This is a genomic window from Bacillus sp. I-2, assembly GCF_001974945.1.
Classification (GTDB): Bacteria; Bacillota; Bacilli; order Bacillales; family Bacillaceae; genus Bacillus; species Bacillus safensis.
This window is the reverse complement of record NZ_LZRW01000043.1, coordinates 1-24,143: the sequence shown is the minus strand read 5'-3', so window position 1 is coordinate 24,143 and position 24,143 is coordinate 1. Positions and strand designations below refer to the sequence as shown.

The window sequence follows — 24,143 nt, the reverse complement described above, 5'->3', positions numbered from 1 at the left end:
TCCTCCTTTTTTAAGCATATAAAAAACCCTCTTTCTGCACGAAAGAAGACAGTCGTTGGACAACATAAAAATCAAAAGACGGCGCCTTTTGATGAAGCTTTCTGAAATCAATCTTTCCATAATATATATCTCTTTTTAGAGGCTGTCAATGACTTGGTTTTCTATTATTTTGACTGCATTTTTATGCATCAAAACCCGCATGTTTTCAGGGTTTTTCCGCCCTACGATGCTTTTTCCTCTCCTTGACAAAAACACTTTAGTCATTTAAACTACTGCCTCATATCATATCCATCATTTCCGATCTAAAAAGGAGGCTGTTTGATTCCGATGAATCCTATTCAAAGCCGTTTACAGGCTCACGCACCTTTGATTTTAGACGGTGCATTAGCAACAGAGCTTGAACGAAAGGGCTGTAACTTAAACGATCGTTTATGGTCAGCCAAAATACTTATTGAACAGCCACAATTGATTCAGCAAGTACACTTGGACTACTTCCAAGCAGGTGCTGACTGCGCAACAACCGCCAGCTACCAAACAACGATTGAAGGCTTTGCTGAAAAAGGCTATACAAAAGAAGAAGCGATTGAACTCATGAAACGCTCTGTCACTCTAGCGAAAGAGGCACGCGATCTTTTTTGGCAGGATGAAGTGCGTCGTGAAGGACGGACAAAACCATTTGTCGCTGGATCTGTGGGGCCATTCGGCGCTTATTTGTCTGATGGTTCAGAATATAAAGGAAATTACGGGCTCTCAGAGCAGGCTCTCATTGATTTTCACAGACCAAGAATTCAGGCATTAGTAGAAGCGGGTGCAGATATTCTTGCATGTGAAACAATTCCTTGTCTGATTGAAGCCACTGCCATTGCAAAGCTGCTGCAAGATGAATTCAGCGGGACATCTGCTTGGATCACATTCAGCGCAAAGGATGGCCTGCACATTAGTGAAGGTGATTCCATACGAGAATGTGTACAGGCGCTTGAGCCTTATGAACAAATCGCTGCTGTCGGCGTGAACTGTACGCCGCCGCAATTTATCACTTCTCTCATTCAAGAAATGAAAAAGGGAACGAGCAAACCGATTGTGGTATATCCAAACTCAGGTGAAATATATGATCCTGAAGAAAAGGTATGGAACGGAGATACGTCTCATCTTACTTTTGGCGAATGTGCGCATCAATGGTACAAAGACGGCGCGCATATCATCGGCGGCTGCTGCCGCACGACTCCAGAAGATATCAATGACATCTTAAAACGAACCACATCATAGCATCATGAATCATCACACATACTTCTAAGCAAAAGGGCGGGAAGACATGGAACAAGCAAAAGATCAGTCACAACAATATCAACGAAAAATGACGAGCCGGCACCTGTTCATGCTTTCTCTAGGCGGCGTCATTGGAACAGGGCTCTTTTTAAGCTCGGGGTATACCATCAATCAGGCCGGACCTGCGGGAACCATTCTTGCCTATCTTGTCGGGGCTTTAATTGTCTACCTCGTGATGCTCTGTTTAGGCGAGCTGTCTGTCGCAATGCCGGTCACAGGGGCTTTTCATACGTATGCAACAAAATACATTGGACCTGGTACAGGCTATACGGTCGCTTGGCTATACTGGCTGACGTGGACAGTGGCACTCGGTTCGGAATTTACAGCGGCAGGACTATTAATGCAGCGCTGGTTTCCAGACACTTCGGTTTGGATGTGGAGTGGCGTTTTTGCTCTTCTCATCTTTTTACTGAATGCATTTACAGTCAAGTTTTTTGCAGAATCAGAGTTTTGGTTTTCCAGTATTAAAGTGATGGCTATTATTCTCTTTATTATTCTTGGCGGAGCTGCCATGTTTGGTTTGATCCCATTAAAGGGCGGTGAGGCCGCTCCGTTCTTTTCTAATTTCACTGGCGAAGGCGGGCTTTTCCCAAACGGCTTTTTACCGATTTTAATGACGATGCTTGCGGTCAATTTTGCTTTTTCAGGTACGGAGTTGATTGGGATTGCTGCGGGTGAGAGCGTCAATCCTGACGAGACCATTCCAAGAGCAATTCGCACAACCGTCCTGCGTCTCGTCCTGTTTTTCGTTGGAACGATCGTTGTGTTGGCTGGCTTGATTCCAGTAGAAGAAGCCGGGGTGATCAAAAGCCCATTTGTCGTGGTATTTGATCGTATCGGGATTCCTTATGCCGCAGATTTCATGAATTTTGTCATCCTGACCGCGATCTTATCTGCCGCAAACTCAGGATTATACGCATCATCTCGTATGCTTTGGTCGCTTTCTGAGGAACGGACACTTCCTAAAAAACTGGCGAAGCTGACGTCAAAAGGCATTCCTTTGAATGCACTCATTTTAAGTATGATCGGTGGTATTCTTTCTTTGCTATCGAGCGTGATCGCACCAGAAACGGTATACCTTGTCCTTGTGTCAATCTCTGGACTGGCCGTTGTGGTTGTATGGATGGGGATTGCTGCCTCACAGTTTATGTTTCGGAAAAGATTTTTACAGGAAGGCGGACAGCTTCATGATTTATCCTTTCGAACACCGCTCTATCCAGTAGTTCCGATTGCAGCCTTCCTCCTATGTCTTGCATCTGTCATCGGCATTGCCTTTGATCCAAATCAGCGGATTGCCCTCATCTGCGGCATTCCTTTCATTGCGCTCTGCTATGCTGCCTATTACGTGACAGCTTGGATTCAGAAAAAACGAGAAAAACCTGATGTATAAACATCAGGTTTTTTTCTATATAAACCATCTGACAAAAAAGGATGTCACTTGATGACATCCTTTTTTCTATGAGATTAGTAACGTGATGTATATGCCAAATGGTACACACTTGTGACATTTGAAGATAGTTTGATGTCGTTTGACGTGAACGTCACTGGAACGATATCGTAGTAATGTGTTGACCAGCCTGCATTATTGTATGATTGGTAGCCTGCACCTGCAGGAACTTGAAACGTCAGTGAAAACTGTCCATTCTCGTCTGTTGTGCCTGTCGCTGTTTGAGCATATGATTTGATGGCTGCTTCAAAATAAAGCTTGATCGGCTGATTAGGCATGAGGTTTCCGCTTGCATCTTTTAGTGTCCCTTTAAACGTAGCTGGATAATAAGAACCCACGCGATATTTACTGCCATAGCCGTAATTCACTATTCCACTATCGGCTGCTGTGACACTTGTTACTTCTACTGATGCTGGTACTGCCCCTGTTTCTTCAGCATGTGCAAAGCTTGGGAATATGAGAAGCAATGATAGAAAGAAAGCAAACATAATTTTTTTCATCGATAAATCCTCCTTTTTTTCCTACTATATTACTATCGACATTAATTGGTATATTTCCAGTTAAAAACAAAAAAACCTCCCTTTTCTTAGAAAGGGAAGTTCTTCTTTTATTTTTTCACAACCACTTTTACCGCTTTGCTTTCTCTTTTTCTCACATCTGATGCGGTCACATATAAAACCGTTTTGGCTTTCTGTGGTTTGATTTGGGCAGTAAATGCACCCTTGCTATTGGTTTTGACTGTTTTGATGACTTTCTTTGATTTGTTTTTCACTTTAATGGTCAAGCCTGCACCCGCAGTCCCTTTGACCGCTTTACTTTTGACGGTTACTTTGCTCACTTTCGGCTTAGCTGGTGCTTTGCCTTTTTTCACGACGGTTTTGAGCGACGTAGCGGCCTTTCCTTTTGACATTTTAATGTGAAGGACCTTGTTTTTGTTCTGATGCTTAATCTTCACACTAAAGGTTCCTTTTTTGCCTGCTGTGCCTTTTCCAAGCAGCGTTTTGCCTCTATACACAGAAATAGCAGCGCCGGCTTTTGCTTTACCTGTCACCTTTTGATGCTGATCTTCCACTTTGTTCACTGATGCATTCAATTCGACAGCACTTAATGCAGCAAATGCATTCAGTCTGCCATGTCCTGTCATCCAATCAATTCCTGGGATTTTAGGATCGACAATTGGCTCCTCGTTTTCATCATAGAAAACGTCGTCTTTTCCATCAATAGATTTAAATGAGATGTCATCTGCTGTACTTTGCAAAAGATTTCTCACTTGATTTGGCTTTAAGGATGGATTTTTAGAAAGCAGTAACCCTGCTGCTGCTGCCACATATGGTGTCGCCATTGATGTCCCGCTAAGGTATGAGACATTCCCATCAGGCATTAGGCTCGGAATATCCGACCCTGGAGCTGACATGCTCAGTCCTTTGCCATAGCTTGAGAACTCAGCGGCAATATCCATACGGTTGCTTGCGCCAACCGCCATTGCGTATTTTGACGTCGCAGGGTAGCCCATTTCTGGTACGCCATCATTTCCACTTGCCACGACCACTAGTACATTTCTTTGTGCAGCATAATTCATTGCATATTCAATCACTCTGCTGTAGTAGCCGCCAAGGCTCATGTTGATCACCTTTGCGCCTTTGTCCACTGCATGCTTGATTCCAAGTGCAATATGCTCTGTATCGCCAAAGCCATAGGCATCCAGCACCTTCACCGGAATGATGCCCGTATGTTGATTGAGACCTGCCATTGAGTAATGATTATCGGATTTTGCGGCAATGATGCCTGCCACATGCGTACCGTGTCCATTGTCATCAATCGCATCTTTGTTTCGTCCAATGAGATTCGCACCTAAGTCTGTACGAACAGTCCCGTTTAAATCTGTCAAACGGCTGTCTACACCTGTATCCACAACAGCAATTAATGTTTGCTTCATTTTGCTTGTGCCAATCAGTGTATTCATTTGTTCAAATTTGACGTCAGCGCCTTTTTTCCCGCTGTTTTGCGCACTGTTTTTCAGCGGCCACTGATAACCATACTGCGCGTCGTTGCTTAGCGCACGATAGGTTTGAACAGGCTCTGCAAATTCAACATTCGGCATGCTGGAAAGCTTTCTTGCCGTGCTCTTGATCGCCGCTTTGCCTGCTTTTAGTGTCTTTCCAGCGGATTCTTGCCCTGCTGGCACATCATAGACATACATTCCTTTGAATAAAGGACTGACTGACTGTGATGTCACACGGTTTTCTTGGATGCCGTAGCTTTTCATTTTCTTTTTCGCAGATTGAAGTGTTTGGCCATCCTTTAATTTAAAAATGATCTTATTCGTTTTAACCTTCTCTTCTTTTACAAGTTTTTGTTTCTCTAATACATAACCAACTGACTTTCCTTCAAACTGATCGATGCCCATTTTTTGACTGACGGCTTCTAATTCCTTTTTTAAATATGCCGGACTTGCTTCTTTGAGCATATCAAAAAGGGAGCCGATCGCCTGCTGTTCTTTTTCTGTTACGATATGACCGCTAAATGCACCATTTTTCTCTATGTCACTTAGCAGTGTTTTTAATGTGAGCAGATGGTTGTAAACCTTTTGCTGCTCTTTTTGATGTTTGATGAGCTTTGATTTGAGAAACGGCTTTGTCTTTTGGAGCAGACGTGAAAGCTTTTGACCTTCTGCTGTTTCATTGAATCGTTTATCTTCGATTGTACGAATCGATTGAAGAATTTCACGCCCGTACTTTTTCTCAATAATAATGATTTCAGGCTCATCTTCTTCAGGAAAAACAGGTTCAGAAGGCGGAAGATTAGCTCCTTTATATCCGATTGTATATGCCGCATCCTCTTCCTCATCACGGCTGTCTTCCTCTGACCCTAAATAGAGCACTTTGACATAATAGGGACCTGACCATGCATGCGGGAAGTTGATCTCTGTCTCTCCGCTTGCTGTGTCCACGCGATATCTTGAATATGTGTCATCCTTCATCGCTCTGTCCTTGCTTGGATAAACAGATACAGACAGCACTTGTTTACTTTTCACAGAAATTTGCATGTGTGTATGTTTTGCCACCTCTTGTGCAGATGGCGTGATTTGATACCAAGACTCTTCCTTTTCATTCTGTAATGTACCTGAGATGACTTCACCATTTTTTAACCCAATGGCTTCATTGACACTTGTTCCATGACTGGCAGCTGCTGCCTCGTATCCAGGTAATGCTGCCATACATAGAATGATGGCCATGAGTACGATCACACAGGATTTGACCTGCTTTTTGAACATGAAAAGACCCCCTTATCTTTTATGATACCTTGGAAGAATATCACAGAAAGACATTTAGTAGAATCTGTTTTTTACATAATTAAACTCGTTTTAAGCTAGGATTTGAGATATTCAGTCAGCAAGACGGATAGCTTCATAAACTTTTTGCCATTTCAAACGGAAAATGATGCTATTTAAACATGCTGAAAAGTACATTACAATCAACTTGTAAGCGCTTAACAAACAAGAGAGAAGGGATCAGCTTGTTCCAAAAAGATCATGTTTTCACACAAGTAAACGGACGATCAAAGAATGAGATTTTACAATACATTTCCGAGAAAGCTGAAGACCTTCAGATTACAAACAATCAGGCGGGGCTATTAGCAGATTTGTTGACACGCGAAGACGAAGTCTCAACAGGACTTCAGCAAGGCTTCGCCATTCCACATACAAAAAGCTCCGCTGTACAAACGGCTTCACTTCTTTTTTTAGAACTTGAACAACCCATTGAATGGGGAAGCTTCGACGATTTGCCCACAAGCTATTTATTTACACTGCTCGTTCCACTAGAAGAAGCAAATGTCACACATCTGAAATTACTGTCAGGTATTGCGACAAGCCTAATGGAACCTGCTTTTATCGAGAAGATTCAACCAGGTCAAACAGCTGATTACTATTACGAAGTCATTGAACAACAATTGAAAGAGGGGATTACACAATGAAAATTGTCGGTGTCACTTCATGTCCAGCAGGGTTAGCTCATACTCCAATGGCAGCCAAAGCGTTAGAAAATGCAGGTAAACAGCTTGGACACGAGATCAAAATCGAACAGCAGGGGATTATGGGACAGGTGAACGGCATTACAGCAGAGGAAGCGCAGCAGGCAGACCTATGCATCATTGCCTCAAATCAGCATATCAACGATGCGGAACGCTTCTCAGGCATTCCCACTGTACGTGTCGAGATCGGACGTGCCTTAAAAAATGCCGAACAAATTATCACCAAAGCTGTAGCACTTGTTGAAAAGAAAAAGTCTGAATCTCAATAAACATGAGCAATGCCATATAGAAAGGAGCAAAGCAAAATGAAAGCAAAATTAAAAGTCATTGAAGGCCATCTTATGACCGGTATTTCTTATATTCTTCCTGTAATCATCGGTGCCTCACTTATCGTTGGCTTAGCAAAACTGGTCGGATTAGGGTTTGGTGTTTCAGATTTAAACACCTATAAGGATGCTGGCGGCATACTGCACGGTGCCTATTTAATGGAGCAGGTCGGCTGGACAGGCATTGGCTTAATGAACGTTCTGCTCGCTGGATTTATCGCCTATTCCATTGCGGATAAATCAGGTCTTGCGGCTGGTTTTATCGGCGGGGCCCTTGCCAGCTCAACAAATGCCGGATTTATAGGTGCCGTCATTGCAGGCTTCTTCGCAGGATATGTTGCTCTTTTTGTGAAAAGAAAAATTCAAATTCAAGGCTCTGCAGCTGGGCTCGTCCCTCTGCTCATCCTGCCGCTTATTACCGTTGGCTTAACCGGACTTCTTATGTCAGTTCTGCTGGGCGGCCCATTAGGCGCTTTGAACACGGCATTAATTGAATGGATCAAAGGCATGGTCGCTGATGGAACAAGCACACTCGCGCTCGCTCTCATTTTAGGTGCGATGATTGGCTTCGATCTTGGCGGACCGGTGAATAAATCAGCGTGGATGGCTGGTAACGCCCTCTTCCTATCAGGTGTCTACCTCCCTGCCATTCTCGTCAATATTGCGATTGTCATTCCACCGCTTGGATACGGGCTTGCGACATTGATTCGAAAACGCAACTTCTCCCCAACCTTTAGAGAAGCCGGACGAGGCGGCCTTGTCATGGGCATTATCGGTATTACGGAAGGGGCGATCCCTTTTACCCTCGTCAATCCTTTGAAATTGATTCCGCTCAATGTTGTCGCATGTGCTGTTGGAAGCGGGGTCGCTGCATTATTAGGAGTTCATGACATCATGCCGCCAATTGGCGGGCTATACGGCTTCTTCTCAGTCGGAAACTGGTGGGCTTATTTAATCGGAGCCCTTACTGGCGCACTCGTCATCGGTATTGGCGCCAACCTGCTTGTGAATTTCTCTGAGAAAAAAGAACCAAAAACGCCGGAACATGATCAGAAGCAGAAAGAAGAAGACGATTTTGACCTTGTGCTAGAAGGATAATTCGAACGAAGAAAGGTGTCGTTGATCAATGACTGTCAATGTACATGTGATTCCACATACTCACTGGGACCGGGAATGGTATTTCACCACCTCCCGCTCCCGTATTTACTTAATGAAAAGCGTAATGGACATTTTAGATACCCTTGAAACAGATGAAAGATTCCATTACTTCATGCTCGATGCCCAGGCTTCCTTATTAGATGATTATTTGAAATGGCGTCCAGAGGATGAGAATCGAATCAAGAAGCTCGTCACAGCGAAACGTCTCATCATCGGCCCATGGTATACCCAAACCGACCAGCTCGTCATTTCAGGTGAATCGATTGTGCGGAACCTGCAATATGGGATTGAACGCTGTCAGCAGTTCGGCCACGTGATGAAAGTCGGCTATGTCCCTGATTCCTTCGGTCAATCCGCACAAATGCCTCAAATTTATCGCGGCTTCGGCATTGTCGATACGGCATTTTGGCGCGGCGTTTCTGACCATATGACGAACCAAACTGAATTCAATTGGCGCGGTGCTGACGGCAGTGAAGTCTTTGCTGTGAATCTGCCATTCGGCTACTACTACGGTGGAAATATCCCTGAGAAGGTTGAGGACTTACAAGCCTTTTTATCTGAAAAAATCGGTGCACTGCAAGCAAAGGCAACCACAAAGAATGTCTATTTCCCGAACGGTTTTGACCAAGCTCCAATTCGCAAAAACCTGCCTGACTTATTAGAAAAAGCCAATGAACTTGACGAGCATCACTATCAAATCAGCAGTTTAGAAGATTATATTGCAGCAGTGAAAAAAGAGCGGACATCTTTTGAGACATTACAGGGAGAGCTTATTCATGCGAAGCATATGCGGATTCATAAATCTATTTTTTCAACACGAGCAGATTTAAAAATCTTAAACAATCAAATTGAAAACTATCTCGTCAATGTGATGGAGCCGATCCTAACGATCAGCTATTCGCTTGGACACGACTATCCGCATGATACGGTTCGCGATATTTGGTACCTCATGTTTGAAAATGCAGCGCATGACAGCATTGGCGGCTGTAATAGTGACACGACAAACCAAGATGTCTTCTTCCGCTACAAGCAGGCAAAGGAAATCGCTGAGAATCTTGTAGACTTGCACATGCGTCTCATCACTATTCGACTGCAAACAGAGCAGGAAATCACGTTCACGTTGTTCAATACACTGCCTTCAAAGCGTTCTGAAGTCATTGAAGTCGAGACCTTTATCACGGAACGTCCATTTACGCTAAAGGATGCAAATGGACGAACGCTTCAGTACACAGTGAAAAGCAAAACCGATGTCACAGATTATGTGCTGGCACAGCAAATTTCTCTTAACCCAAGTAAAGAAGTGTACATGCCAAAGCAAGTATGGAAAGCCGTGCTGCTGATTGAAGCCCTCGACTTACCGTCAGTTGGTTATACACAGGTCAGCATGGTCTTCGATGAATCAAGCGAATCGGCATGGGAACAAACTGAAGGACGCGTGATTGAAAATATGTATTACCGCATTGCGGCAAATGACAACGGAACACTGGACATCACAGATAAACAAACTGGCCGGACATTTTCTGAGCAAATGATCTTTGAAGACAACGGAGATGATGGGGATTCCTACAACTATTCACCCCCTCGTGAGGACCTGTATGTGTCATCCAAAGATCTTTCATCAGCAGACATCTCAGTGGCTAAAAACAGCCTGCAGCAAGAGCTGACCATCAAGCTTCAGCTCACTGTCCCTTACGACCTAGAGGAGCGCTCTCAGCAATTGGCTGCGACTTCACTTCCGATCACAGCGAAGATAGCATTAAACAAAGACGATGCTGTCATCCGTTTTCATGTAGATGTGGACAACCATGCGTTAGATCATCGCCTGCGCGTTCTTTTTGATACAGGCATCGCATCAAACGTATCACTGAGCGATCAACAGTTTGGTACAATCGAACGCCCAACAGAGCTGACGCAAGAGCTAGAATGGTGGAACAATGAACATTGGGAAGAAAAACCGATCACCATTGAACCAATGCAATCCTTTGTCGCACTTCGTGATGAAGCATATGGTGCCGCTCTGTTGACCGACTGCGTGAGAGAATATCAGATCACAGGAGAAGGCTACACAACGATTGCATATACGCTCTTCCGCTGTTTCGGAAAAATGGGGAAAGAAAATCTACTTTACCGTCCAGGCCGCGCATCTGGGGAGAAAATTGTTGATACACCCGATGCTCAGCTGCAAGGTGCACTATCGTTCTCCTTTGGTATGCACTATAGCCAGGACGCAGTCAGCGAGGGACACTTAGCACAGCTTGCCAAACGGTACACCACCCCTGTTCAATGCTACGAACGGGCAGACTTTTTAAACGGTCGTTTAATTTTCTCTTTCCGAGATGAAAAAGAAGACTTACAATCTACTTATAGCCTGCTTGACATCGAGACAGATGGAGCCATTCTAAGCGCTCTGAAAAAAGAAGAGCATGGAACAGGCATTGTCATTCGTCTCTTCAATCCATATTTAACGCGTCAAACAGCCGCTTCAATCAATAGTTCATCTCTACAACACGGAGAAACAGCGAATTTAGGAGAAACACCTGAAGGACATATACTCAAAGCACAACATGGATCATTACACATTGAACCGCTTACACCTTGTCAGGTACAAACCTACATTGTAAAGAAAAAATGAACATGTAGGGGCGGGATCCATTGGATTCCGCCCCTCTTTAATGGAGGGCATTGATCATGCGAATTGGAGGCATTGAAGCAGGCGGAACGAAATTTGTCTGCGGCTACGGAACAACAGACGGAACGATTGAACACATGACTTCCTTTGCAACAGGGAATCCAGATGAAACATGCCGGCAAGTGATCGATTACTTTACAAAGCATCGTGTCGATGCCATTGGAATTGGGGCATTCGGGCCTGTCGATGTGAAAGAGCAAAGCCCAAGCTACGGGACGATTTTAGACACACCAAAAACAGCCTGGCGCCAATTCCCTTTCCTCTCTACCTTAAAACAAGCCCTCGGGCTCCCGATGAAGCTTGATACCGATGTAAACTGCGCAGCACTCGGAGAAGCCCGTTTTTCAACTGAAGCAGAAAAGCCTGCCTCCTTGGTCTATATTACTGTGGGGACTGGAATAGGAGGCGGTGCCTATATTGAACATCGCCTGATTCACGGATTGCTGCATCCAGAAATGGGTCATATCACCGTTCAGCGGCATCCTCATGACACATACGGCGGCTGCTGCCCTATACATCATGATTGTTTAGAGGGACTGGCATCTGGACCTGCCATAGAAGGACGCTATCATACACTGGCACCAATGCTGCCAGAGGATCATCCTGCCTGGTCACTTCATGCTTATTATCTCGGGCAGATGACTGCTAACCTGCTGCTCACCCTTTCACCAGAACGCATCATTCTAGGTGGAGGCGTGATGAAACAGCCGGCTATGCTGCCGCTTATCCTTGATGAAACAGACAAACGGCTTCACGGCTATTTGCAGCTGCCAAAGCCTTTACATGAAATTATCACAAAACCATCCTTTGATGGATTATCTGGTTTAATGGGCGCCATTGCTCTTGGAACTGATGCCTTACAGGCGCAAGGAGCCGCGCAATGATGATGACGGCAGATCCTCGAACCTATCAGCTGATTCAGCGGCTATTTGAAACGAAGGGGTTCGTGAAGCTGGAGGAGCTCACTGCCTCTTTTCGCTTATCTGACCGCTCTATTCGCAATTTAATCAAGGAGGCAAATGAGTATTTAAAGGAAGCTGGAGCCATGATTAAAACGATCCGAGGAAAGGGGTATACTCTTTTAACGAGTGACCAAGACGCTTTCTTACTTTGGCTTCATCAGCAAAAGCTTCCCGCCCGCTCTCTTGTCCCAATCATGCCAGAAGAGCGTGTACGATTTATGATGAGAAAGCTGCTGCTTCAATCAGATTACTTAAAAATTGACCAGCTGGCTGAAGAACTGTTTATCAGCCGCATGACGGTCAGCAGTGATTTAAAAAAAGGACGAGAGCTGTTAGCCTGTTACGGCATGACCCTTGTATCAAAGCCTGGATTTGGCTTAAAGATTGAAGGAGATGAGCTGCAAAAAAGAACGTGCTATGCAGACTTACTTCTTGAGGAAGAGCCTGCACTCTCTCATATCACCGAGCGGGAGCAGCTCCATTTTCCTGATATATCTCTTGAAACCATTCGCTCTATTGTGTTGACGAACCTGCATCAAGAATCATTGCTCATTAAAGACATTGCCTTAAAAAATTTAGTCATTCACTTAGCCATTGCGATTCAGCAAACACGAAAAAACCAGCGGATATCCGCCAGCACCGCCCGTACACAAAGATCACCCGTTTTAATGAGAATTGCACAAAAAATCATACAGCAGGTGAGTGACACTTTTTGCGTGACCTTATCAGAGGATGAAACAGATTACTTAGTCATGCATCTATTGGCGAATCAAACGTGGAAAGAAGCCGCCCAGCATCAGACGACAGTGGAAGTTCAGCAGGCGGTTACAGTCTTTCTACAGCACATTGAAAAAATAAGCGGTCATCGTTTTGCTGATGACAGCATCCTGAAGCAAGACTTGATGCTTCATATGAAGCCGCTATTAAATCGCATCCAATATGGCGTATCATTACAAAATCCGCTTTTGCATGAGATCAAAGCGTCCTATCCTTACCCGTTTGATTTGGCTGTCAGCGGGCTGAATGCCTTACAGCTGGTGCGGACGCCAAATGAAGATGAAGCGGCATATGCTGCCCTGCATATCGCTGCTTCATTTGAAAGAAGTCAGCTCGACACATCACAAAAAAAGAAAGCGATTATCGTGTGCGGGTCTGGACTAGGGACGGCCAGACTGCTTGAAATTAAATTGAAGGCAGCCTTTCAGCACGAGCTTGACATTGTTGAGCTCTATTCCTATCAGGATTATCTCATGAGCTCCTCTTTGCCGTGTGACGTCATCATCACAACCGTGCCTCTCACATCAAAGGGGAAACCAGTCATTCAGGTCAGCGCCTTTTTTGAACATCATGATATACAGCGTGTAAATGAAGTCATTCATTTATTAAATGGACACGGGGCACCCTCAAAAGAGCTGATGGCGTTTTTTCAAGAGCGATTGACTTTAATGAATGCTGACCTAAGCAACAAGGATGAGGTATTAGATATATTATGCAGCCGTTTAGAGGCGCATCAGCTAGTATCGTCTTCCTTTCGGCCCTCGGTGCTTGAGCGTGAGCAAATGTCGTCTACCTATCTTGGTAGCGGTATTGCAATGCCGCATCCGCTCATCACAAATGAAGGCACTTCCTCTGTAGCCATCGCACACTTAAAACAGCCGATTGACTGGCAGGGAAACCAAGTATCAATTGTCTTTTTACTAGCGATTCATAAGGATGACGCTGCCTGCATGAACCAATTCTTTGAACAGGCCGTCGATTTACTAGACAATCCAGACCGCATTCGCGCCCTCAAGCAAGCCAAAACATTTGATGAGCTGATGGATGCGTTGTTCCAATAAGATCAAATAAAAGGCCGCCCAGTTCATGAGGCGGCCTTTGTTTTATTTAAATATACGTAACATCAATCGTAGATGACATTTTTTCCTTCTTCACTTAATTTTTTTAAGGAGCTCAGCATATGATTGATTTCTTCATCGGAATGTCTTTCCCATGAACCTAATTCTGCGACTATTTTCAACGGAGATTTCGATCGATAAGAACGTGTTGGGTTGCCGGGAAATCTTTTGTCCGTCACATTTGGATCATTTTCAAATTCGCCTAACGGTTCTACAATATAAATTCTTTCTTTCGCATCAGACCTAGCTAATTCAGCACCCCATTTGGCCGCGTTTAGTGTTCCGGTGAAATAAATATGGTTCGATTTTTTATCCTGATAATTGGATAAATGCAGCGGTTCAAGCAGATCTCCAATCTTCAATTCCGCTTTTGTCCCATGAAAAAATGGCCCGGGATCTAACACCTTTTGCTTGTCATTCATACAGCCACACCCCTCATCGTTTTTGACTTGCGTATAACAGTATACGGCTAGATATGGGCGAGAAACAGTCTATAAATTTCATTAAATTCGGGGTATAATAATAGTAGAGAGTTAGATGTGTAAGCTCCAGTAAGTTGAAAAAACAGCAAGAATACATACAAAGCAGTCTGCTTGAAAGAGATAAAAAGCTGTTAGAGGCCATAAGAAAAACTCAAGAAACTAAAAAATGAATTACGGCAACGGAACAGGATGAGGATTAAGTAGCCAATGAGACGTTTGAGGTCTTGGCATGTTGGCATCAATAATTATATAATTAACTAAATTTTACTTCGGAGGTGATTTTTGTATGTCTATTCAAGTTGATGATGATGATGTTTTAGAGATGTGTAATATATATGCTCAAGAAACTCATCATAGAGAAGCATTGATTTTAGGAAACAGGAAGGGTTTATTGGAATTAAAAAATGCGATAGATCAGGCTTTAAAAACTGGTAGTGCTGTTGCAAATTTATACCCATCTGATTTTGAAGGATATGAAACTTGTATTGCTTTAGTAGACGATGAAAATCAATTTGAGAAGTTGATGACTCCTTATGTAGAGCAATATGTACAAGATGATGATGCAATTGATCCAATTGAAATTATTAAAGATTACGATGCTAAAAAAGAAAAGCCCTTATAAAAGGGCTTTTCTTTTTTAGTGGAGTATTGTTCTACCTTTTACAGCTTTGTGTTTACTTGGTACTGATGCTCTAAGAGCATGGTGTATTTGAATTTTTGGAGCTACATGAAAATGCCAGTACCAGTTTGATGATCCTGGTTTTAGTGGTATGACTCCGTTATCAACTGCAAATACTCGTATTTTCTTTTTTCCTTTTTTATGGAACACTTTTACGAGACTCTCGACTTTTCCTTTTCTATTTTTTACATACCAATCGATATGATAGTTCTTCCCAAAACCTTTTATTCTGTTCTTCAAATACTTCAGTGCAACTTTTGCGCCTTTTGATCTTATGGCCCACAAAGCAACTCTTCCTACGGTCATTGCGATTGGTACGAAAAATATTGGTAGTGCTTGTGTTGTGATTTCACTCTGACTACTTTTGGAATCAAGTTGTTTCATTCGGTTTTCTAGAGCTAAAAATTCTTCATTGTTGAAATATTGATCTATCACTTTATATTGTTCTGACTCTGACATGTTTTCAAATTCTTTTTCTGTAAATGGAAGGTTTTCTATGTATTCTCCCATTTTCATTTCAAGTTCGTCTAATTCTTTGGTAGCTTGTTCATTTTGTAGAACTGTTGGTGTTACGAACGTTTCTAATTCTTGTGAATTGATAAAGTGTGTTTCTGCTGATGCTTCCGATGAAAATGGAGTCCATATTGATATGACTAGAGCTAGGGTAATTAGGGTTAAAAGTGTTTTTTTGAACATTTTGTTCACATTCCTCCTTTTGTATTAAATCCCAAATAAAGGTTATCAAATCAAAATGAGTGTATCAATGGATTTAAGATAGATTTAAGAAAATTCCTTTTTTGTTTGCGGTGTCCGCAATCATTTTTTTATTTTTTAGAACTTCGTTTTGGTGAAAATTTCTGTGGTAGAATTCGTTAACTTATGAAGTTCGGGGAAGATTTCCCCGACTGGTTCGGACAGCATCCGAGGAGACAAGAAATACGCAAAGAAAGCAGTTTATTAGGCTGTTAAGATCAGACTATCCTTTTAGAACAACTCGAACAATATGATCTTGCCAATAAAATGAACGAAAAAAAGCCAATCACCCGCTCATAAGGTGATTGGCTTTTTCATATGTTATTTCCCGATGTTGTCTCCATTTTGCTGAATCAAGGTTTCATACCAATAAGAGCTCTTTTTGCGAATTCTCTTAAGGTCTTTTAGGTCAAATTCGTCACGATTGACGTAGATGAACCCGTAGCGCTTGGAGCATCCTTGGTGTGTGCTGATTAAGTCGATAGCTGACCACGGGCAGTATCCGAATACCTCGACGCCGTCTGTGATCGCCCATTTGATTTGCTCGATATGTTTTTCTAGATAATCAATTCGATAATCATCCTGAATTGATCCATCTTCTTCTAACTTGTCGAATGCACCCAATCCGTTTTCCGTGATAATAAGTGGCAGCTGATAGCGGTCATAAATCTCGCGCATTGTTGAACGGAAGCCGACAGGGTCAATCTCCCAGCCAAACGCATTTTTGCTTAAGAATGGGTTGTTGCCACCTTTGTAGACGCCATCTTCACCGGATTTCAAATGCTGATCTCCGCCGCGTGCAAATTCGTCGTTGCCATCTCCTTTACTCGCTTCAACCGTTTGTGAGGTGTAGTAGTTAAAGGCAATAAAGTCTGGCTTCGCGCTTTTCAAAATATCCATATCTCCCTCTTCGATGACAGGAAGAATGTCTTTTTCTTTCATGTACGCCCAAGCAAGGTTGTTATAACGGCCGAACACGGCCATATCAAGATAAAGCCAGTTGCGGATCGCATTGTAATTCGCCGCAGCAAGCACATCTTCAGGCTTTGGAGAAGCCGGATAAATGAGCGCAATGTTTGGCGCTGGTCCAATTTTCGCTTCAGGTAGCATTTGATGACAAAGCGTCATCGCTTTTGCCTGTGCAACGAGCATATGATGATTCTGCTGATACAGTTCTTTTTTCGGATTTTCTAAATTTGGATCAAGTGTACCGAGCGCTGATCCATGTAAGATCATCATGTTTTGTTCATTAATGGTCAGCCAGTATTTTACCTTCTGACCATACTCCTGAAATAGAACCTCAGCATAGCGCTCAAACGCATCCACTGTTTCGCGGTTAGACCAACCGCCCTTTACTTGAAGCGCATGAGGCAGATCAAAATGATACATTGTCACGATTGGTTCAATGTCATAGCGGCGCAATTCATCGATGAGAGAATGATAGAATTCAATCCCCTTTTGATTGATCTCCCCATCTCCATCTGGAATGATCCGTGTCCACGCAATGGAAAAGCGATAAGCCTTCAAGCCCATTTCTGCAAACATCTTCACATCCTCTTTATAGCGGTGATAGTGATCGCTTGCGACTTTAAAATCCGTTGTCCCTTCAGGATAACTTGCTCTCATGTCAATGACAGAAGGCCCCTTGCCATCCTCGTTCCACGCACCCTCTACCTGATAGGCGGAAGTAGATCCGCCCCAGAAAAAGTCTTTTGGAAATGATGCTAGTGTTGAATATCTCATGATTTCTTCCTCCTTTTGATTAAACTAGATGTAAAAATGATTGCCCTGGTGTGATTTGTTTCTCTTCTGTTTCAATAATATCGCTAAACTCACCTGAATTGGTAATGATTACGGGTGTTGTGACTGACAGGCCTGAAGCTTGGATGGCTTCTATGTCAAACTCAGCAAGCAGTTCGCCTTCTGTGATGGTTTGCCCCTGCACAACCTTCGGGGTAAAATGCTTTCCGCCTAATTGTACGGTATCCAGTCCGATGTGAATGAGTACTTCTGCTCCGCTTTCAGAGGTTAGACCATACGCATGTCCAGTTGGGAACACCGTTGTCACAACTCCTGATACTGGTGCAAACAGCTTTCCTTCTGATGGAATGATGGCTGCGCCCTTTCCTAGTGCACCAGATGAGAATGCCTTATCCTGCACTTCCTCCAGCTTGATGACCTCGCCCTTTAAAGGACTTTTCACATGAGCTGCTTTGACCCCATGTTCGTTTTCAATTACCGGTGCAGAAGCGGCTACCGGCGTTTCATCTTCATCTACTGGATCTTTAAATCCAATCAAATAAGTTAAGATGATCGAAAGGACGAACGAGACCGAGATACCGATGATGAACCCTGTAAATCCTTGACCATAGAAAATCGGCAGTGTCAGTAAACTTGGAAGGCCTGACGCAATTGCAATACTTTGTGAATAACCGATAATCGCACCGCCGACCCCAGCAGAGATAACGGCTGCAATAAATGGTTTTTTCAAACGAAGCGTGACCCCGTATACAGCTGGCTCTGTGATCCCAAACACAGCAGAAACTGCTGTCGATCCAGCCAATGATTTCAGTTTTTTATTCTTTGTTTTCAGCATAACACCGATAGAAGCACCGGCTTGTGAGAATACAGCTGGCGCAGTGGCCGGCTTGATATGATCCTTCCCATGGACTGCGATATTATTTAAAATCACTGGCACAAGTCCCCAGTGGATACCGAAGATGACAAGAATCTGCCAAGCCATCGCAATTAAAGCACCTGCAAGTGTAGGACTAAAGGAGAAGACTTTCAGCAAAACAGCTGCAATGCCATTCCCTGCATACACACCAAATGGTCCAAATACGATGAGTGTCAGCGGAACAACCGTGACAAGTAAAATCAGTGGTGTAATAAAGTTTTTGACACTTTCATGAATGACTTTGTTAAAGAAACGTTCGATATATCCCATGACAAACACTGCCAAAATGATTGGGATGACCGTAGATGTATAAGACATTAAGACGACTGGAATCCCGAAGAAGGTCACATCTCCGCCGCCTTTTGACAATTCTTGAATGGTTGGGTAAATAAGTGCACCTGCAATCGTCACAGCGACAAACGGATTCGCTTTAAACTTCCTAGCAGAAGTGAAGGCGAGCAATAATGGCAAGAAGTAGAACAAGCTGTCAGATGCCGCAAATAAAATTTGATACGACGTATCTTCAGGAGTTAACCATTTCGCGTTGATACAGATGCCTAATAGACCTTTTAAAATACCTGCACCCGCCATGACACCGAGAAGTGGTGTGAAAATCCCCGAAACAATGTCGACGAATTTCCCGAAAAGGCTTGTGCTCTCTTCACCTGATTTTGCAGATGAAGCAGCGGAATCCTCTAATAGATTCGTAAACTCTCCAATTTCTCGATATACCTCTGGTACGGTATTGCCAATGACCACTTGAAATTGGCCGCCGCTTTCCATGACTGTGACGACGCCATTTAATTTTTCAATGGCCGCTTTATCTGCTTTTGATCTGTCATTTAAGGTGAAGCGAAGTCTTGTGGCACAATGCACCAATGAATGAACGTTTTTCTCTGTGCCAATGTGTTTGATAATGTCTTCTGCTAATTGACGATAACTCATGCAAAAACCCCCTTTTTTTCAAAAAAATACGTTTTTGGGCAAAATAAAAACCTAAACGGGCACCAAAAATAGTCGCAGCTTGCTGTTGCGCTTTTTTAGTGAACGTTTAGGTTTTGCCTGCCGAACAGTCACAATCCTCTAAGACGATCATTGTGAAACCGTATTCTTTTATGTTTATGAGCAAATAGTACCACTCACCTTTTCTCATGTCAACGCTTTCTTTTAAAATCTATCTTTATTTTTCTCGTTTGATCAGTCGATTCAAATGAATTGATAGATACAGCATCTCCTCTGATGTGAGATCCCGGTGATAGGTTTGATAGACATATTCTGCGATTTTCTTTGCGCAATCGTATGCTTTCGGATATTTCACTTTAATCAGCTGATATAAGTCCTGATCTTCGCTGACAAGGAGTGTTTCATTGATCAGACGCTGGACGAAAAAGCGCAAATGCGTGAGAAAACGATAAAAGTTGAGTGAGTCCTCATCAAATTCCATGTTGAGATGGTATTTCACAATGGTGAGAATGGCATTGACTTCCTTTGTGATATTGACCGTCGTATTCATATCCTCATTGAGCTCTGCGTTAATGATATGCATGGCAATAAAGCCCGCTTCATCCTCAGGCAGTTCAATATGAAGACGCTCTTCAATCATCTCAAGACAGTCCTTTGCCACGAGAAATTCATCTTTGTATAAGCGTTTAATCTCCCAAATAAGCGAATTCTCAATCAGATGATTTTTCTTCAGCCGTTCGATGGCATAATGAATATGGTCTGCCAGCGATACATGCAGACTTTCGTTTAATCTTCGGTTCAGCTTTGTATGTGCATATTGGATCATTTCTTCGGTCACCTTGACCACATCATACGGAACCTCTTGAAGCAGCATTTTCATCCGCTCGTGAACGGAATGATCCTCCAGGCGGAAGACTTTATCAATCAACGATTCGTCCACCGGGTCCCCGGGACGTCGCTGGAACGCAATGCCTCTCCCCATGACGACGATTTCTTTTCCTTGTTCATCTATGACACTAATGACATTATTGTTTAGAACCTTTTGTATCTGCATTTCCAAACACCTCCGTCTATGACCAACAACTTTACAAAATATGCTCTCATCTTAACACAACTGTCAAATCACTTGGCGTTTTTATCTGACTTTTGCAATAGATTTCACCACAATTCTACCCTTTCATAGCTGGTCTGATCCTTCAATTGCCTGCATACAATACTCCTGAGGAGGTGACCTTCTGTGAAGGCTTTTTTCTGGTCTGCATCATTTTTATTCTTGCTCATGTTCACCCTCATCATTCTAGGCATCGTGTTCTGGTGGAGTGGACAAGGCTTAGGCCAGCTTTGGAGATATGTGCTCATTTCACTTGTCACAGCGGCCGTTTTGCACGGCGTCACCACTTGGCTGAAACGGCATGTGATGCACCTTTCATCCAAATAAAAACGGCTGCCCCGAGTGTTCAGGCAGCCGTTTCTTTATTCTTTGGTTGTTGCAGCTTCTTTCTGAGAAGCACGCAGCTCATCATTGATTTTTTTCGCATCCTCTAAAAACTCTGTTTCATATCCACTTTTGAGTGCCCACATATAAAATAGCAGAGCTACCACTGTAATCAGTGCCATGTCCCAGCCATAATGAATGATGTTATAACCGCCGAATTTATCACTGCCAAGACAGGAAATCGTCATCATCACAAGCAGGTACACAACCATCCAAGCACCCGCTTTAAAGTTGCGGCCGAATCCTTTCCACTTCACTTTTGCTTGATAGTAAAAATAGATAGGTAGACCGATGAGAATAATGAATAGCACCTGACCTGTTAACGGCCATCTTGCCCAATACAGCGTCAATGAGGCAAAGACAAAACCGAGAGGAGCAATGATGCTGAGTCCTTTTATTCGAAGCGGACGATATAAATCTGTCCCTGTCTTTCTCAGCGTCATGACAGTCACTGGTCCCGTCAGATAAGAAATGAGTGTAGCGACAGAGATAATTTCAGCAAGTACACCCCAGCCTCTAAATAAAAACAGAAAGATAAACGATACGGCTAAGTTAAAAAACATTGCTGGACGAGGCACGCCGTAAATAGGGTGCAGATGGCCAAGCACACTTGGCATGTATTTGTTTTTTTCCATTCCATAAATCATCCGAGACGTCGTTGCGGTATACGTAATTCCTGTACCCGAAGGTGACACAAACGCATCCGCATATAAAATCAGAACAAGCCAGTTAATCCCAAGCGCAATGGCAAGGTCCGCAAATGGCGAGTTGAAATTCAAATGACCCCATCCATTCACAATCATAGATGGATCAACAGCACCGATAAAGGCAACTTGTAAAAGGACATAAATCACAGTTGCAATGAAAATCGATCCGACAATGGCAATTGGAATCGACCGGCCTGGATTTTTTGCCTCACCGGCCATATTAATCGGGCTTTGGAAGCCATTGAAGGCAAACACAATCCCAGATGTCGCAACAGCTGTCAGCACACTCGCCCAGCCGTTAGGGGCAATACTTGTTCCAGAAGTAAAATTCTCACTATGAAAACCTACGAATAAGAGCGCACCAATTGTTAATCCTGGAATGACAATTTTAAACACGGTAATGAATGTATTTGCTTTTGAAAATAACCCAACTGTCCAATAATTAAGCAGAAAGTAAATCACAAGCAGCACACTGGCAACCATAAGACCTTCTGTCGTCAATACCCCTTTTGTGACCAAATGGGATGTCCATTTTGCCCATTCCCAAGGCCAAGAGCTCATGTACTGGACGGAAGCAACCGCCTCAACTGGTATCACGGAGACAATGGCGATCCAGTTCGCCCAAGCTGCAATAAACCCAATAAAAGATCCGTGTGAATATTGCGTATATTTCACCATTCCGCCTGCCTCAGGAAACATCGATCCGAGTTCACTATAAGACAAAGCGATAAATAAAATCACAACCATCCCAATCAACCAGGATAAAATAGCAGCAGGACCGGCGATTTGAGCCGCACGCCAAGCACCGAAGAGCCATCCTGAACCAATGATTGAGCCAAGACCTACCATCATTAAAGCGAAAGTTCCCATCCTACGATGCAAATGATTCATGTTCATAACACCTTTCGATTAAAATACAGAGCATGTGTCAAGCAAGCGTCTTTCTTTCAAAGCAGCTCACTTTAAAATGGCAAATATTTCCCCTAATGAACCTTTACCCTTGTTCATTTTTTTGCCTGTTATATTATCTCTCAATTCTTCATTTTCTGAAATAGTCGAACATGCTTATTTCAAAAGAAAGCGCTTTTCCACCTGTTCAATCTATTAGACTGAATAACTACCTTTACCCTTATTTTGAAAAAAACAAAACAAAAAAGATAGAGGAAATGACTTCCTCTATCTTCTAACCCCCGTCATGTACAGAAAAAAAGGATAGAGGGGGTTCCCTCTATCCTTGTGAAATCGCTTGTTCTTTTTCAATGACAGCTAGTCTTTCTTGTACTTCTTCTTCAGATAAATTGTGCTGTTTCACATACAGGTTCCGTTCGCTTGTGCGGCATTCATGACTGCAGCTGCGCATATACTTATGCTCACTCTCTTCAGTGGCAATCATCTTACGGTTACATGCAGGGTTCGCACAGTTCACATAACGCTCGCAAGGCTCACCAGTGAAGAAATCTTTTCCGACAACCACATGCTCTGTTTGATTCACTGGTACTGTTAAGCGATTATCAAACACATAGCATTGACCGTCCCATAGCTTCCCTTGCACTTCTGGGTCTTTTCCGTAAGTGACAATTCCGCCGTCAAGCTGAGAGACATCTTCAAAGCCTTCACGCTTTAACCAGCCTGAAAATTTCTCACAGCGTACACCGCCTGTGCAATAAGTCAGGATTTTTTTCCCTTCAAGAATCTCTTTATTGTCACGAATCCACTCAGGTAATTCACGGAATGTCTCAATATCAGGACGAACTGCCCCTCTAAAGTGACCAACATCAAACTCGTAATCATTACGCGCATCAATCACAACCGTATCAGGTGATTGCATTTGCTCGTAAAATTCAACCGGGCTAAGATGTTTCCCCGTTAATTCCAATGGATTCACATCATCCTCAAGGCTGAGGTTCACTAGTTCATTCCGATGACGGACGTGCATTTTTTTAAACGCATGACCATCTGCTTCGTCAATTTTGATCGGCATAGACGCAAAGCGCGGATCTTCTTTTAACGCTTGCATGTACTTGTCCGTTTGCTCAATGGTTCCAGAAACCGTTCCGTTCAAGCCTTCTGCTGATACGAGGATACGGCCTAACAAACCAAGCTCCTTACAGAATGCTAAATGCTCTGCTGTAAACGTCTCTGGGTCCTCAATGGGGACATATTGATAGTAAAGTAAAACGCGATATTGTTTTTCCATCTATATAAACACCTCTTAAATTTAATCAAAACATACCATTCTTTATCATACAGGAAATACATACCTAAAGGCAATGTCGGCGGCTCAATTCCATAAAACGGAAGGGTCTTTCTTCTCATATATTCGATGGTTTGATTGGAGACTATGTAAAGAAAAGATTATCGACACCATTCAAATCATTGAGGCCTTTCAACCTCAAAAAACTGCACATAAAAAAGCACAGGCATCGGGACTGACCCCATAAAGTGAGACAAATAAAAACACCTTTAAATTGAAAAATCGGGTATAGCATATCTGAAAACAATTTGGAGGTGTTTTTTGTATGGGAAAAAGAGTTAGTTATCCGATTAGTGTA

19 protein-coding genes are annotated in these 24,143 nt (G+C 43.1%); 10 read left to right on the top strand and 9 right to left on the bottom strand.

What is annotated here, in order from left to right:
* The first annotated feature begins 327 nt into the window (after positions 1 to 327).
* Together mmuM and mmuP are read left to right on the top strand one after the other, a co-directional pair.
* On the top strand, positions 328 to 1,266 hold the full coding sequence (gene mmuM, locus BAE31_RS13305; protein ID WP_076840804.1) for a homocysteine S-methyltransferase: 939 nt from the start codon (positions 328 to 330) through the stop codon (positions 1,264 to 1,266).
* A gap of 46 nt (positions 1,267 to 1,312) precedes the next feature.
* Positions 1,313 to 2,716: an S-methylmethionine permease gene (gene mmuP / locus BAE31_RS13300; protein WP_041106182.1), complete on the top strand. Its 1,404-nt coding sequence runs from the start codon at positions 1,313 to 1,315 to the stop codon at positions 2,714 to 2,716.
* Between the two features lie 74 nt (positions 2,717 to 2,790).
* On the opposite strand, the gene BAE31_RS13295 is transcribed toward mmuP, so the two are convergent.
* Positions 2,791 to 3,273, bottom strand: a complete 483-nt coding sequence (locus BAE31_RS13295) for an Ig-like domain-containing protein (protein ID WP_076840651.1) — start codon at positions 3,271 to 3,273, stop codon at positions 2,791 to 2,793.
* Between the two features lie 107 nt (positions 3,274 to 3,380).
* Positions 3,381 to 6,047, bottom strand: a complete 2,667-nt coding sequence (locus tag BAE31_RS13290) for a S8 family peptidase (RefSeq protein WP_076840650.1) — start codon at positions 6,045 to 6,047, stop codon at positions 3,381 to 3,383.
* A gap of 179 nt (positions 6,048 to 6,226) precedes the next feature.
* Here BAE31_RS13290 and BAE31_RS13285 point away from each other — a divergent pair, with 179 nt between their 5' ends.
* The 6 genes from BAE31_RS13285 to BAE31_RS13260 are packed head-to-tail and all read left to right on the top strand — an operon-like array spanning position 6,227 to position 13,778.
* A complete protein-coding gene (locus BAE31_RS13285; protein WP_226340863.1) occupies positions 6,227 to 6,748 on the top strand; it encodes a PTS sugar transporter subunit IIA in 522 nt (173 codons plus the stop codon).
* A complete protein-coding gene (locus tag BAE31_RS13280) occupies positions 6,745 to 7,074 on the top strand; it encodes a PTS fructose transporter subunit IIB (protein ID WP_024424400.1) in 330 nt (109 codons plus the stop codon). Before BAE31_RS13285 ends, BAE31_RS13280 begins: the two co-directional genes overlap by 4 nt.
* A gap of 36 nt (positions 7,075 to 7,110) precedes the next feature.
* Positions 7,111 to 8,229, top strand: a complete 1,119-nt coding sequence (locus BAE31_RS13275) for a PTS fructose transporter subunit IIC (protein ID WP_024424401.1) — start codon at positions 7,111 to 7,113, stop codon at positions 8,227 to 8,229.
* A gap of 28 nt (positions 8,230 to 8,257) precedes the next feature.
* Positions 8,258 to 10,921, top strand: coding sequence for a mannosylglycerate hydrolase (gene mngB, locus BAE31_RS13270; RefSeq protein ID WP_076840649.1), 2,664 nt, complete (start codon positions 8,258 to 8,260; stop codon positions 10,919 to 10,921).
* A gap of 56 nt (positions 10,922 to 10,977) precedes the next feature.
* Positions 10,978 to 11,862 carry an ROK family protein gene (locus BAE31_RS13265; RefSeq protein WP_076840648.1) on the top strand — a complete coding sequence of 295 codons (885 nt, stop codon included), beginning with the start codon at positions 10,978 to 10,980 and terminating at the stop codon, positions 11,860 to 11,862.
* Positions 11,859 to 13,778 carry a BglG family transcription antiterminator gene (locus tag BAE31_RS13260; protein ID WP_076840647.1) on the top strand — a complete coding sequence of 640 codons (1,920 nt, stop codon included), beginning with the start codon at positions 11,859 to 11,861 and terminating at the stop codon, positions 13,776 to 13,778. The genes BAE31_RS13265 and BAE31_RS13260 overlap by 4 nt, the downstream gene beginning before the upstream one ends.
* A gap of 62 nt (positions 13,779 to 13,840) precedes the next feature.
* Here BAE31_RS13260 and arr read toward each other — a convergent pair whose 3' ends face one another.
* Positions 13,841 to 14,257, bottom strand: coding sequence for an NAD(+)--rifampin ADP-ribosyltransferase (arr, locus tag BAE31_RS13255; protein ID WP_024424404.1), 417 nt, complete (start codon positions 14,255 to 14,257; stop codon positions 13,841 to 13,843).
* 346 nt (positions 14,258 to 14,603) lie between these two features.
* Between arr and BAE31_RS13250 the strand changes: the two genes are divergently transcribed.
* Complete coding sequence (locus BAE31_RS13250; RefSeq protein WP_024424405.1) at positions 14,604 to 14,939, top strand: hypothetical protein; 336 nt, start codon at positions 14,604 to 14,606, stop codon at positions 14,937 to 14,939.
* Between the two features lie 15 nt (positions 14,940 to 14,954).
* On the opposite strand, the gene BAE31_RS13245 is transcribed toward BAE31_RS13250, so the two are convergent.
* From BAE31_RS13245 to licT, 4 genes are all read right to left on the bottom strand, one after another.
* Positions 14,955 to 15,692 (bottom strand): hypothetical protein, encoded by a 738-nt coding sequence (locus BAE31_RS13245; protein WP_076840646.1) that lies wholly within the window; start codon positions 15,690 to 15,692, stop codon positions 14,955 to 14,957.
* A gap of 378 nt (positions 15,693 to 16,070) precedes the next feature.
* Entirely contained in the window at positions 16,071 to 17,492 is a 1,422-nt protein-coding gene (locus BAE31_RS13240) for a glycoside hydrolase family 1 protein (protein WP_076840645.1), read from the bottom strand.
* 19 nt (positions 17,493 to 17,511) lie between these two features.
* Complete coding sequence (locus BAE31_RS13235) at positions 17,512 to 19,371, bottom strand: beta-glucoside-specific PTS transporter subunit IIABC (protein WP_076840644.1); 1,860 nt, start codon at positions 19,369 to 19,371, stop codon at positions 17,512 to 17,514.
* A gap of 235 nt (positions 19,372 to 19,606) precedes the next feature.
* Positions 19,607 to 20,443 (bottom strand): BglG family transcription antiterminator LicT, encoded by an 837-nt coding sequence (gene licT, locus BAE31_RS13230; RefSeq protein ID WP_076840643.1) that lies wholly within the window; start codon positions 20,441 to 20,443, stop codon positions 19,607 to 19,609.
* 183 nt (positions 20,444 to 20,626) lie between these two features.
* Between licT and BAE31_RS13225 the strand changes: the two genes are divergently transcribed.
* Complete coding sequence (locus BAE31_RS13225) at positions 20,627 to 20,827, top strand: hypothetical protein (RefSeq protein WP_075622241.1); 201 nt, start codon at positions 20,627 to 20,629, stop codon at positions 20,825 to 20,827.
* Between the two features lie 35 nt (positions 20,828 to 20,862).
* Here the strand turns inward: BAE31_RS13225 and BAE31_RS13220 are convergent, their stop codons facing one another.
* Together BAE31_RS13220 and trhO are read right to left on the bottom strand one after the other, a co-directional pair.
* On the bottom strand, positions 20,863 to 22,482 hold the full coding sequence (locus tag BAE31_RS13220) for an APC family permease (RefSeq protein ID WP_076840642.1): 1,620 nt from the start codon (positions 22,480 to 22,482) through the stop codon (positions 20,863 to 20,865).
* 337 nt (positions 22,483 to 22,819) lie between these two features.
* Positions 22,820 to 23,788, bottom strand: coding sequence for an oxygen-dependent tRNA uridine(34) hydroxylase TrhO (gene trhO, locus BAE31_RS13215; protein ID WP_039176148.1), 969 nt, complete (start codon positions 23,786 to 23,788; stop codon positions 22,820 to 22,822).
* Positions 23,789 to 24,143: the final 355 nt, after the last annotated feature.

Coding starts and splice junctions, on each gene's coding strand:
- mmuM (WP_076840804.1), top strand. CDS start 328: ATGAATCCTATTCAAAGCCGTTTACAGGCTCACGCACCTTTGATTTTA.
- mmuP (WP_041106182.1), top strand. CDS start 1,313: ATGGAACAAGCAAAAGATCAGTCACAACAATATCAACGAAAAATGACG.
- BAE31_RS13295 (WP_076840651.1), bottom strand. CDS start 3,273: ATGAAAAAAATTATGTTTGCTTTCTTTCTATCATTGCTTCTCATATTC.
- BAE31_RS13290 (WP_076840650.1), bottom strand. CDS start 6,047: ATGTTCAAAAAGCAGGTCAAATCCTGTGTGATCGTACTCATGGCCATC.
- BAE31_RS13285 (WP_226340863.1), top strand. CDS start 6,227: ATGCTGAAAAGTACATTACAATCAACTTGTAAGCGCTTAACAAACAAG.
- BAE31_RS13280 (WP_024424400.1), top strand. CDS start 6,745: ATGAAAATTGTCGGTGTCACTTCATGTCCAGCAGGGTTAGCTCATACT.
- BAE31_RS13275 (WP_024424401.1), top strand. CDS start 7,111: ATGAAAGCAAAATTAAAAGTCATTGAAGGCCATCTTATGACCGGTATT.
- mngB (WP_076840649.1), top strand. CDS start 8,258: ATGACTGTCAATGTACATGTGATTCCACATACTCACTGGGACCGGGAA.
- BAE31_RS13265 (WP_076840648.1), top strand. CDS start 10,978: ATGCGAATTGGAGGCATTGAAGCAGGCGGAACGAAATTTGTCTGCGGC.
- BAE31_RS13260 (WP_076840647.1), top strand. CDS start 11,859: ATGATGATGACGGCAGATCCTCGAACCTATCAGCTGATTCAGCGGCTA.
- arr (WP_024424404.1), bottom strand. CDS start 14,257: ATGAATGACAAGCAAAAGGTGTTAGATCCCGGGCCATTTTTTCATGGG.
- BAE31_RS13250 (WP_024424405.1), top strand. CDS start 14,604: ATGTCTATTCAAGTTGATGATGATGATGTTTTAGAGATGTGTAATATA.
- BAE31_RS13245 (WP_076840646.1), bottom strand. CDS start 15,692: ATGTTCAAAAAAACACTTTTAACCCTAATTACCCTAGCTCTAGTCATA.
- BAE31_RS13240 (WP_076840645.1), bottom strand. CDS start 17,492: ATGAGATATTCAACACTAGCATCATTTCCAAAAGACTTTTTCTGGGGC.
- BAE31_RS13235 (WP_076840644.1), bottom strand. CDS start 19,371: ATGAGTTATCGTCAATTAGCAGAAGACATTATCAAACACATTGGCACA.
- licT (WP_076840643.1), bottom strand. CDS start 20,443: ATGCAGATACAAAAGGTTCTAAACAATAATGTCATTAGTGTCATAGAT.
- BAE31_RS13220 (WP_076840642.1), bottom strand. CDS start 22,482: ATGAATCATTTGCATCGTAGGATGGGAACTTTCGCTTTAATGATGGTA.
- trhO (WP_039176148.1), bottom strand. CDS start 23,788: ATGGAAAAACAATATCGCGTTTTACTTTACTATCAATATGTCCCCATT.